The organism is Calditrichota bacterium (assembly GCA_013112635.1).
Classification (GTDB): Bacteria; Calditrichota; Calditrichia; order Calditrichales; family J004; genus JABFGF01.
This window is the reverse complement of sequence record JABFGF010000018.1, coordinates 1-11,626: the sequence shown is the minus strand read 5'-3', so window position 1 is coordinate 11,626 and position 11,626 is coordinate 1. Positions and strand designations below refer to the sequence as shown.

General features: G+C 34.8%; 8 protein-coding genes. All 8 read right to left on the bottom strand.

Annotated features, from left to right (window positions below; all coding sequences use genetic code 11):
• Positions 1-5: 5 nt before the first annotated feature.
• The 8 genes from HND50_22105 to HND50_22070 all read right to left on the bottom strand — a co-directional run bounded on the left by HND50_22105 (position 6) and on the right by HND50_22070 (position 11,325).
• On the bottom strand, positions 6-332 hold the full coding sequence (locus HND50_22105) for a cupin domain-containing protein (protein ID NOG47946.1): 327 nt from the start codon (positions 330-332) through the stop codon (positions 6-8).
• Positions 333-344: 12 nt separating this feature from the next.
• On the bottom strand, positions 345-1,643 hold the full coding sequence (locus tag HND50_22100) for an MFS transporter (protein ID NOG47945.1): 1,299 nt from the start codon (positions 1,641-1,643) through the stop codon (positions 345-347).
• A gap of 14 nt (positions 1,644-1,657) precedes the next feature.
• Positions 1,658-3,835: an alginate lyase family protein gene (locus tag HND50_22095; protein ID NOG47944.1), complete on the bottom strand. Its 2,178-nt coding sequence runs from the start codon at positions 3,833-3,835 to the stop codon at positions 1,658-1,660.
• A 30-nt stretch (positions 3,836-3,865) separates the two neighbouring features.
• A complete protein-coding gene (locus HND50_22090) occupies positions 3,866-4,624 on the bottom strand; it encodes a glucose 1-dehydrogenase (protein ID NOG47943.1) in 759 nt (252 codons plus the stop codon).
• A 49-nt stretch (positions 4,625-4,673) separates the two neighbouring features.
• Entirely contained in the window at positions 4,674-5,390 is a 717-nt protein-coding gene (locus tag HND50_22085; GenBank protein ID NOG47942.1) for a FadR family transcriptional regulator, read from the bottom strand.
• A gap of 1,224 nt (positions 5,391-6,614) precedes the next feature.
• On the bottom strand, positions 6,615-7,151 hold the full coding sequence (locus HND50_22080; GenBank protein ID NOG47941.1) for a hypothetical protein: 537 nt from the start codon (positions 7,149-7,151) through the stop codon (positions 6,615-6,617).
• Between the two features lie 72 nt (positions 7,152-7,223).
• Positions 7,224-10,946 (bottom strand): T9SS type A sorting domain-containing protein, encoded by a 3,723-nt coding sequence (locus HND50_22075; GenBank protein ID NOG47940.1) that lies wholly within the window; start codon positions 10,944-10,946, stop codon positions 7,224-7,226.
• A gap of 10 nt (positions 10,947-10,956) precedes the next feature.
• Positions 10,957-11,325 (bottom strand): hypothetical protein, encoded by a 369-nt coding sequence (locus HND50_22070; protein ID NOG47939.1) that lies wholly within the window; start codon positions 11,323-11,325, stop codon positions 10,957-10,959.
• Positions 11,326-11,626 lie beyond the last annotated feature (301 nt).

Sequence of the window (11,626 nt, the reverse complement as noted above, 5' to 3'; positions counted from 1 at the left end):
TTATGTTATTCTAAAAAATCTTCCCTGGCGGGAGAAAATGTATCAATGAGAATTCCTTTTTCTGTACAAATAGCGCCGTGCATAACTTCCGTTGGAACAACAAAAGCATCACCGGCCTCAAGTGTTTTAGTAACACCATCAATAGTAACATCAAATTTTCCTTCAATAACATAGGATACCTGATGATGCGGATGCTTATGTGGCTCGCCAATGGCGCCTTTTTCGAAATTTACTTTCACCAACATTAGATCTGAATCATGGCCCATTATCTGGCGAGTCAATCCTGGACCAACTGTTTCAACCGGAACTTGCGATTTTTTTATATGAGTCATTTTTCCTTTCCTTTAGTTTTTTTCTACAGGTAATAGTTTTCCACCAAATAAATAAATAGCTAAAACTCCCAGAGGAACAAACAATGCAATAATTACAAAAGCTGGCGTGAAGGATGTTTTTGTAATAACCGGTACCAAAAAGTTCAATACAATAACAGAGAATACACCAACTGTTCCGCCTAAGCCAGCTAAGCTACCAACCGAGGAACCTTTGAATAAATCACTTGGAATTGTTTGGACATTGCCTATTGAAAATTGAAATCCAAAAAGTACAACGGCTACTATAGCAACGAATTTTTCAGGCGTATCTGCAAAGAATATTGTTGTAACCATTCCAAGAAACATCAAAGTTGAACCAATATTTATTGCTGTTTTTCTGGCTGTGCCTATTTCACGTCCTTTATCCAAAAGTCTTCCACTATACCAACCACCGGCAATACTACCAAAAGCTGCGCCTACATAAGGAACCCATGCAAAAGCACCAATTTCTTTAACATTAAATCCGTAAGTGGCTGCAAGATAGATTGGCATCCAACCCACAAAAAGCCACCAAATTGGCTCATGAAAAAAGCGGGCTACCAAAACAGACCATGATTCTTTGTAGGACAAAATCTTTGACATGCTTAGTTTATCGTCTTGCGTTGGCTCTGTTGATGTTTCAACCGGTCGACCTTCCAAAATATATTTTTTTTCTTCTTCGGTAATCCAGGGATGTTTTTCCGGTGAAGTTTTATTTAATATTAACCATGGAATAATCCAGACAAAACCTAATGCACCTAAAGCAAAAAAAGTTACCTGCCAGCCAAAATAGACAAACAAAATGGCGATCAATGGGGGAGAGATAACCGATCCAATTGAAGCCCCGGCATTAAATATTCCCTGGGCAACAGCTCTTTCTTTTTGTGGAAACCATTCCGCATTTGATTTAACAGCGCCAGGCCAGTTCCCTGCTTCACCAACAGCTAAAATTCCCCTAAAAACACTAAAACTAAGTACTGAGCGTGCAACAGAATGAAGCATTGTGGCAACACTCCATACAGCAATTGAGAGAACAAAACCCATGCGCGTACCAATCTTATCAAAAATCCTACCCATAACTGATTGGCCCAATGCATAGAATATCATAAATACATTCAGGATTATTGCATATTGCTGTTTAGCCACATTTTGAGTTGTATATCCAAGATCTTTCGCAATGCAGTCGCCTTCTGCCCACCACATTACACCTAAAGCAGAACGATCGATATAGTTAATAATCGTTCCCAAAGCAATAAGAGCTATTACCCACCAACGTAAACCCTTTATATTCATTGTTAGTCCTATTGTTAGTTTTTAATTATTTTAAAGTTTCCGGTCCACTCGTATATTTGATTTTGAAACTCTACTTTATGTTTTTCAAAATCTGAGGCCTCTTCATTTGTAACCATCACCTGCCATTGAAAATTTTTTCCTGCAATTTCAACAACAGTAGCTTTGTCATTTGAACCAATAATTTTTACTTCATTAACTCGCGGCGAGGCCTGAACCGATTTTTCAGAGGCTTCACTATAATAACCATGTGCTTCAATCACAGATGCAAACAGATGGTCTTTTGCTTTTTTTCTTAAAACCAATAATGGCTCTGACCTCAAGTTAAATTTAGGGTCATTAGCACCAGTTCTTCCAAACTTCACAACCATTTCATCATCGGACACACCAATCAAAGAATAGTATCTGTTTTCATTTAGCCAGGTAAAACGTAATGGTTTATTTGTTTTGCCTCCGCCATTATCCCAGATGTGTTGATAGCCAAAATCATCGCCAAGCGGTCTTTGCTTTTTTATAGCTGCGTCATATTCAAGATTTGTTGCAATTATCTGCCCATGATAATGAATTGGATAATCGTACTCATGTTCGCTTTGGGATTTTATTTTAAAAAGATCCAACACCAACGGTTGTTTGAAATTGCTGTCTTCTAAAAGAAACATTGTCCGCTGCATGGAAATACCATCATATTGCTTTGTGGCTTTGGCGCTCATTACTTTAACTTCAGGAGTTGAGTGAAAAAAGTGCCTTTCGGCTGAGACTTTGTCCGCTGTTTTTCGATTAGCATTATTCTGTGTTTTTTGATCAACGGTCACCGTGTTATGGGCAATAGTCTGTTTTGCATAGCTATCATTTTCTGGAAGATATCTGCCACCAAATTTTGGTTCTATATTTACCCAACGTGCAAATCCGTAATCAAAAATTACTTCAGAGCCCTGATTAAAATAGCTGAAGTGAAGTTTATCAAAATGGCCGTGTCCTAATCCATGGGAGCCATATTTCATTAAAAGCATTGTTTGATCCTGACCACTGCCATGTCGTAAAATGCCAAGGCCACCCTGCTTCCCATCATACCCATCAGAAAACTCAACACTTTGCCAATTAAGCTGTGGCGAATCTTTTGCTTCTGCCAGATCCTTTGCAATAACAAATCCGGCCTTATTCAAAATCACCTGATTCTGTATTTGTGCTATTGCCAATAAATTTGGATTTGCACCAAAACGATGATAAGCAATATTATTTGCAATAACAGGTCCGATGGATTTCACATTCATTGAACGGGAAGCATCGTTTATTGGCGGGAAATTGCCATTTGGAAAAACAGTTTGTAAAGAAGAAAATAACGCTTTGCCGATAATGCCATTACGGTGTTCAAAAATTTTAATTTCAGGTTGATTACGTTCAACAGCTTCCGCAAAAAGGAATAATGGTCTCAAAGCATAGCGAATATAGTATGGTCCTTCTAAATAATAACCGTCTGGAGAAAAGAGCAAATCGAGCTGTTTTAAGAATCCACCCTTGCCATCTTTTTTTGTACCAAATAACGCCATCTCAACAAGATTATCATCATCCAGCACATAACCAAGCATACCAATGGAAGCGGCAATCCACATTCCGTGATTATGAATTCGATCCAATTGCCCCGGGTATACTTCTGTAAACCACTCAACAATATATTTAAAAACATTTTTCTCAATATGTTGGCGTTCTTCAGGACTTAACCAGTTGTAAATACAATCATAAGCCTGCGCCGTGTAAACAAGCCACACAGCTTCATTTAACATCTGGTGAAATAGTTTTCCCGGGGCTTGCTTATGAGATAAAGGATGAGGACCTAATGTGGGATAAAGCTCAGCATATTTATACAACATCTGTTTTACAAATAATGCGTACTTTTCATCTTTTGTTAGCTGAAATATCATACCTGCACTTTGCATATCGCGATAGTTCTGCTTGTGCTTTTCGTGTTCGTAGCCACCAGCTTCTCCTGGAGGTGGGACAACGATGTTTTCAGCCAGTGTTTTATCCAACTTAGCTTTTGTATTATTAAAAGACTTTATAAAGATTGGATATTCTGATATGCTTTGCCTGATTTCGTCAGCTTCTGATTCGTTTATCAGTAAACACGGGTTGTCTTTCGCTCCTAAAAGATTGAAAAACATTAATAATAAAAAGAGATTTAAAGATGCTTTAAACATTAACGAGCTTTCCATTTATTAAGATGATAATTATGGCATATAAAGGCCGCCATTAATTTCCAGCGATTGTCCAGTTAAATAGTCTGCAAGTTCTGAAGCCAGAAACAAAGCAACTTTTGCTATGTCGTCACCGGCTCCTGCCCTGCCCAATAAAATTTTTGATGGCATTGATTTGCGTGCATCTTCAGGTGTAAATGTTGTGTGAAAAGTTGTATTATCAATAAAGCCAGGGGAAAGACAGTTTACTGTCACATGTGGTCCAAGTTCTTTTGCTAATGATTTTGTAAAAGTCCAAACAGCTCCTTTTGATGCGGCATATGCTGCAGCACCAGGTCCGCCACCATCATGTGCTGCCTGTGAAGAAAGATTAATAATTTTCCCGGACTGCTGTTTTTTCATAAACGGTGCAACAAGTTTTGCCATAATAAAAGCTGATTTTAAATTCACGTTCATTACTGTATCGAAATGCTCTTCATTATATTCTGCAATTGGAACCCGCTTAACCAAACCACCTGCATTGTTAATTAAAATATCAATTGTTGACCCAAGTTCAAGTGCTGCATCGATAAGCTTTTTTGCTTCATTTTCTTTTGTTACATCGGCAATTACTGCTTTTACTGGGCCAAATGCACCTAACTCATCAGCTGTTTTTTGAAGCGCAGCTTCATCCGTGTAGTTATTTATTACAACCGAAGCTCCTGCCTCAAGAAGCCTTTTTGCAGTCTGCTTACCAATTCCCTGGACACTGCCTGTAATAATAGCCGTTTTATTTTTTAATGAAATATTCATGATCTCTCCATTATTAATAACATGTCATACATATTTTTTTAGAAAAAATTTAATCTAACTGATTCACAATCGCTCTTGAATGTTTCTCTGCAATTCGCATATGTTCTTTCATTGCCTCAAATGCCCCTTGAGCATCTTGCTTGACAATCATATTATAAATGAGTAGATGGTAATCGAGTGCAGAGCTTTTGGCCTGATCAATTTTTTTATAAACCAGCAGGCGTATTTTCGGCATTTGTTGAAGAAGTGGTTCCATCATAATAGGAATTAAAGTATTTCCGCTTGCCTGAGTAATGATTGTATGAAACTGAAAATCCAGATGGCTTTCTTTATTATAATCTTCAATTTTGCAAGCTTTAAAATTCTTTATATTTTTTTCAAGTTGTTGAATATGAACTTCTTTACGGTTTTTTGCTGCCATTTCACAAATCAAGGGTTCAAGAGTTTTTCTGATTTGAATTACATCAAGTATTATTTTTTTATCAAAGTTTAAATCAAGATATAAACTCATTGGGCGGGTTACATCTGCCTTAGAGTAATCATTTACATAAATGCCGCTACCTTTACGAATAGTGATTAATCCTCGTCCGCTTAGCATACGCAGTGCTTCCCTTAATGCTGTACGACTTACGGCAAACATATCGCACAGTTCATTTTCTGTGGGTAGCTTTTCGCCAGGATTAAATTTCTTTTGAATAATCGACGCTTCTATCTTTTGCTCGATTTCCTGGCTAAGTGTTATTTTCTTTCCAATGGGTTGAAACATAATAGTGTATTTTGTAAGATGTATTACAAATTTAATATAGAGATACAAATCAAACTTGTCAACAAGAATTTTAAACTTTTAAAGAACCTTCTCACAAGATATGCTAAGTTCTTCGTTTGCAATTTAAAAAAAGTAATTAAACAACATCCGTTTTCGAGTAAAAAAAATGTTTACTGAAGTTTTGCCCCCTGGGAAATTGATGATTCGAGGGTAATCATTTTGCTTTATCGAATCTATTTTACACACAGAAGTCTTATCAAAAAAGGATGATTCTATTTTTTATATATAAAGGAATCGGGCAACTAAAAACTGTGGATAAATTTATAAAAATTGATACAAAACTATCGGTTTACCAATCGCCTTTGACAAAGTTGCCCCTTCAATACTTATGCACGCGTTTATTCGTAAATCAATTGCAGACGCACGTCTAACAACAGCTCTCTTGAGCATTTGTAACAAAAAGATCTAAATAACCATCATCGTTAAAGACAACCAGCTTATACCCGCAGAGATACCGTTATCATTTACAACAATCCCTGAGTCTTGTTTTTGAAAAACTATGCTTTTAAATAAACAGTTACAATTGAAGACAAAACTAAAATAAAATACAGATTACAATTCCATTTGTGATTGATCGTTACGTGTTAAGTATACCTTTTAAAAAAAGTCTCATTGTAATTGCGGTGAACTGGTCTTTTTTTGAGATTAAAAGGGGGATTTTAAAATAGATTATTTTGAAATGTTAAAATCCTTAAAACGGATGTACTTAAAGCAGTTTAAAATATGGGTATTATAACCAACTTGAGTGAATTTTATACAATTAGAAATGAAAACGGTACCGATTTGTACCGCAAAGAGAAGTTCAAAGAAATGGACGAAAACAAAAAACCCTGTAAATTCCGTTACAGGGTATAAGAAGTGTGGCGTCTCCCAGAATTGAACTGGGGACACACGGATTTTCAGTCCGGCTATGTACATTTCTCCTAACCTCAATATTAACAACATAACTCTCATATTTTATTGATAGTTAGCTTCGCCTTGGCCGTCACCAATTAACACCATTTATAACCAGTAATTACCCCCAATATACCCGCCAATAGCGACTTATTAGCGACTTGTTGTTTACTACATGAAAGAAAACCTTTCTGCTACAACGGTGGGTTATTCACTTTTTATTGCTTATTTAAGCCTAATAGTAACATTTTGTTAGACGCCTTATTTGTTTTAGTCTTCTTTTATCCCATCAATAAGATAGTGATTATTTCCTTTCTCAGGATCAAAATGAATTCTTATACCCAAATAATATTTATTTCTCGATATTTCGGTGCCAGTTGAATCAAAATATTTCATGTAAATTTTAGTACCATTTTGATATTTTCCAATACGATATTTCCCATCCTCAAAATAACTCTTTACAATGCCATGATATACCATACTGTCGATTGATATTTCTTTTTTAAAAATATACGGAAAAAGTTTGTATCGAGGAACTTCTAATTGTGTGGAGTAAAGAAAGGCATAGCCATCTTCACTTAACAAGGAATCAACATAAGTTTTGTATTGTACTAATGTTTTTCCAGGGTAACATTGAATTGTATCTATCTCAGTCATATATGTTTTTTGTTGTGCTTCAATAAATACTGGGATTATTGCTAAGATAAAAAAACAGGAAATGAGTTTAGATTTCAATTTCATAAACATATTCAATTGTGTTTCCAAAGAAGTGAGCGTATAACGACTTGCGATAAGGTGATTTGCCACTACAAAAACTTCCAGCCTGAAATCATGCTCCGCGTGGCGAATTCACCTTAATTGATTTGTTATGCGCTATAGTTATTTAATAAGTAACATACGATTAACAATTCTTTTATTCTTGGTTTTTAGTTCCACAATATAGATTCCGCTTGATAGTTTATCACCATTAAATTTGTAAGAATGGTTTCCTTTGTTTAACAACCCTGCAACAACCCTATTCATTAATTGACCATTAATATTATAAACATTCAATACAGCTTCTTGAGATTCATTCAAATTAAATTGAATCTTTACCTGTGAATTAAAAGGATTAGGATGGATATGTAATTTATCTGCGTAAATATCTGGAGTTGAAGCAGATTGTTCATTCAATTTTGCGAAAACTGTTTTTTCTTTCTCATTAGATAATTTGTTGTAATCGTAAATATGGCCAAGACTGGCAAAGCTGTTTTTAGAAGCTACTAAATTGTCCAACCTTACAGATACTTTAATATTATCTTTTTGAATATCCCTAATATAAAAGCTTGACTTCCTATTTTCTGTTTTTGTTGAGTAGTCAGCGCTTAATTGTAGATCATTATTTGTTTTAAGATTTTTATTCGTCTGATTTTCAATTCCTACAATAATTTTGTGGTCGCTAATAGTGTTACTCGATATTTTATTATAGTTTGATGTTTTAATTTCATAATTAACGAATAAACTCTCAGCATTTTCAGGTACGGTTACAAACTCTGATGTTTGCAAATCCCAACAATTATTCACTGACAGCTTAAATGTATCCAAAGATACCTTCTCAAACGGAAGTTTAACTGATGTACCATCATATTTATTAATAACAATATTTTTTAATATCAACTCAAAAAAATTACCTGTGCTATCAATAATAGCTATTGATCTATTATAATAATTTCGTGGATCGACAGTCTCAGTTTCGCTAATTTTACTAAGTGTTTGTGAACCAACTTTTACCTCGTAAGGACTATTCGAATTTGAAGTCCAAACTGGCAAAGCCGACTTTTTACCTGTTGATATTGAAGGATATCTTCCATTCGCAACATATTCAGGACCAGTCCATGAATAGCCATTATACTTTTGTCTATATATATTATCATCAGTAATTAATTGATAATATATATAAGTGTAATCGTCAGTTGCAGTTACGATAGGTTGCTGTTGATTTTCATAGTAAATTGCAGTGTATTCGTTTTGCCAATAATATGGATAGTAATCACTACCATGTCGATAAATTATTGAATGATTATATTTACTTGAGCCAGAACCATAAATCCGATGCCAGACGATATGAATATCACTTCCTTCTCCTGCTGGATCAGAGGCTATTGAGGGTTCAACATGGGAGTAATATGAACCTGGTATTATGCTCGACAAATTTGTCCTATATGACCAATTTTGGGTGTAACCCAGATATGATGTCCTCCATCTGTAATAGATTTCGTTTGTTGAAGTTTCATAAACCATAGATGTGTTTCCAAATGCATGGTCATTTGCTAAACTCGGACGTGAATCACCAGGATTATTATTATGTACGAAAGTGGTTCCATACCAGACTTCTCCATCGCTTGATGTGTAAGACCTTAAACCATTGCTATTTCTAAATACTATATCAAAATAAGAACCATCATAATCTGCCTGAACCACCGGAAAAGGATCACTGGATATGGATACAGTAGTTAATCTATATATATCATCAGAATCCCATGTTACCCCATTATCATCACTTTTAGCAATCCATATTTCATAAGAATTTGAGCTCACTTTCCGTTGCCAAATTACAATAATCCGACCATTATCCTGTGTAGAAATATTTGGATAATTATTTTCTTGATTTCCAATGCTTAGAGAAATCGGTTCACCCCATATGCTTGTCCATACAGGTCTTCTTCTATAGAATATTTCGCCTCCAGATGCGAAAACCAAATGACGATATTGGTAAGATGTTCCATCTATCTCAATTCGTCTTCCATTATTTGTAGCAGTTGCGTTTTCATTTAATGATTCATTTGTAGATGCCAAGCTCTTTAAATAATTAAAATAATGGGCTATGAAAGTATAACTTGTAATTTGTGTATTATGGCCATCAGGATGCCAACCAAAAAATTTTGCTGTATAATTTCCTTCTTGAAGTCCTGATATATCAACTTTAGAATATTCATATGCAGGAGCCAATTCATCTTTCCAAGGTTGTAATATTAATTCATCATCTTCATTATATATGTCGCATCTTATGTGTAATAATCTATTAGGAAGAAATAAAAGTTTATCATCGTAAAGATCATATTTTATATCTGTAAATGAAGATGTAGATTCATAATGTATGTCACTATTATCTTTATGATTCCCATCAACATAAATTTTATAATTAGCTTGAGCTACAATTTCTCCATTGTTATTTGAGCCGTCCCAAACCGGTACATATCCATTTGCATTATTTGGTCCAACTGTATTAAAAGAGGACAATTGCATGGATTTTATAAGTTGGTTGTTTGTATTATAAATTTCAACCCATTCACCGGGATAAACATTTGTAAAAGTGAACCATCTATCATAGTTCATATCAATGGGCTTCATAATTCCATCAGAATCATGATCATACCAACCTATTTGGCCTTTAGAATAATAACATAAATCATAGACACTAACATTTGATCGCATAACACATGGAATTGAGCTTGGATTGCTATTTTCACAATTTCCATTCACAAAATCTAAATACCCTCCCAGTTCTGATGTTGTACAACCTGATTCTGAGTACTCATCCAATGCCCCAAAAATATGTCCCGTTTCATGCTGGCAGACTTCATCCATTCTGGATGGCCCCCACCCGTCATTATTATAAGTCATTACCATTAAAGGTCTGTCCAAATATGCATATGCAAACCTTTCATCAGTAAACATATGATCATCATCATTATCATCCATTACGATGAACACCATATACCCCCAATCGGTATTATTATTACCGCGCTGCTCATTTACGTATTCATAAACACCAACCCATTCATCATTTACCCCTAAATAAGAAAGTGCATCATCAATCCATTCAAAATTCCAAGTAAGATTATGAACATAAGGCATACTGTGCCCTGTTATAGGCTCATATGTAGTTGGGATAGCATAGTTTATATCATAATGCCATCGAAGAAAAATGTCTAATGCATAACCTTGCTCTGAAAACCTATTCAAACCTTGTACAACTTCACTTATTGTTCTTTCTTCTGCAGAATCATTCCAATTTTCCAAACTTCCATTGCTTTCCATCAAACACAAGCTCACGGTTGATGAGCCAAGTAAATAGGAATCAGTAAATGGATTGTTACTGAGCGGCCCGGAAGATTGATTTATAGAGTTATTCATTTCACCAATAGCTGGCCTTTTCTGCGTGTTTTCCATTTCATTTGCTGAAACTAAGCAGTTTGCCAATGGAGTAGGCATTGAGCTGTTTTTTGAAAACCCTGATGAATACATATTATTAAAAGCATTTGCAGCATGCTTACTTGTTTTTGTTGTAAACTGGTTCTTATCCACGGGGTTTCTCAGAATATCAATTATATGAGAATTTGTATTCTTTAAATAGTCTTCTAAACCCTCCGGTATAAAAGCTAAAATTATTTCTGGTTCAAAAACATGTCGTACATGTCCACCAGAAAAATTAATAAAATCAATGGTTTGCTGTAGCTCATCGCTATTTGCTGTGTCATAAATAATTAAAGCATCTGTTTGTTGAGAATATATATTGGAAAAAAAGAATGACGATAATATTAAAAACTTAAAGTATTTCATATTTCAGTCCTCATTTTTTTATCATTCTAATATTTAAGATTGTTGAATCTTTATTTAAAAGAAATTGAGAAATAAACAACTGTTTAGCGTGATAGCCCATCTTTAAAAAATGCAAGTATAAATCTTGGCCACTGCCACTACCCACATCAATTCTATATTTACCACTTGAATCAGTATACACAGGCCCATGAGAATAAGCAGAAGATGTTAAAGATTTTAAAATGATCTCTACGCTGTCGATAGGCATTGTGCTTATACTATCAGAGACTGTACCTTTAATTATTTTATTGAATGACATATCCGTTTCTTCATTTGGTGAAGAACAGGATATAAAAATTAATATAGAAATAGAAAATATTATTATTAGAGTATTTCTCATTTAAATCCTCCTCATGTAAATAATTTTTCTATAAGTTTGTATATAATTAATTAATAAAAGCATAACGATTTCTATATTGATTAAAACTGACTAACCAGGTCGAAAAGCCTTCCTTTTTATTGCACTTTTCTTAAAACCCTAATTTAAAAGAAAGGAAAAGCTATCAATACCAAATTCAAAGCCCTGCAGATAAAAAGGCAGTATATTGCCGATAAATATGTGGTCGGTATTGACCCTGCCAAAGCCCGGCACCAGGCAGCTGTTACAAATAGCAAGGGGATCGTTTTAGGCAAGCCCTTTA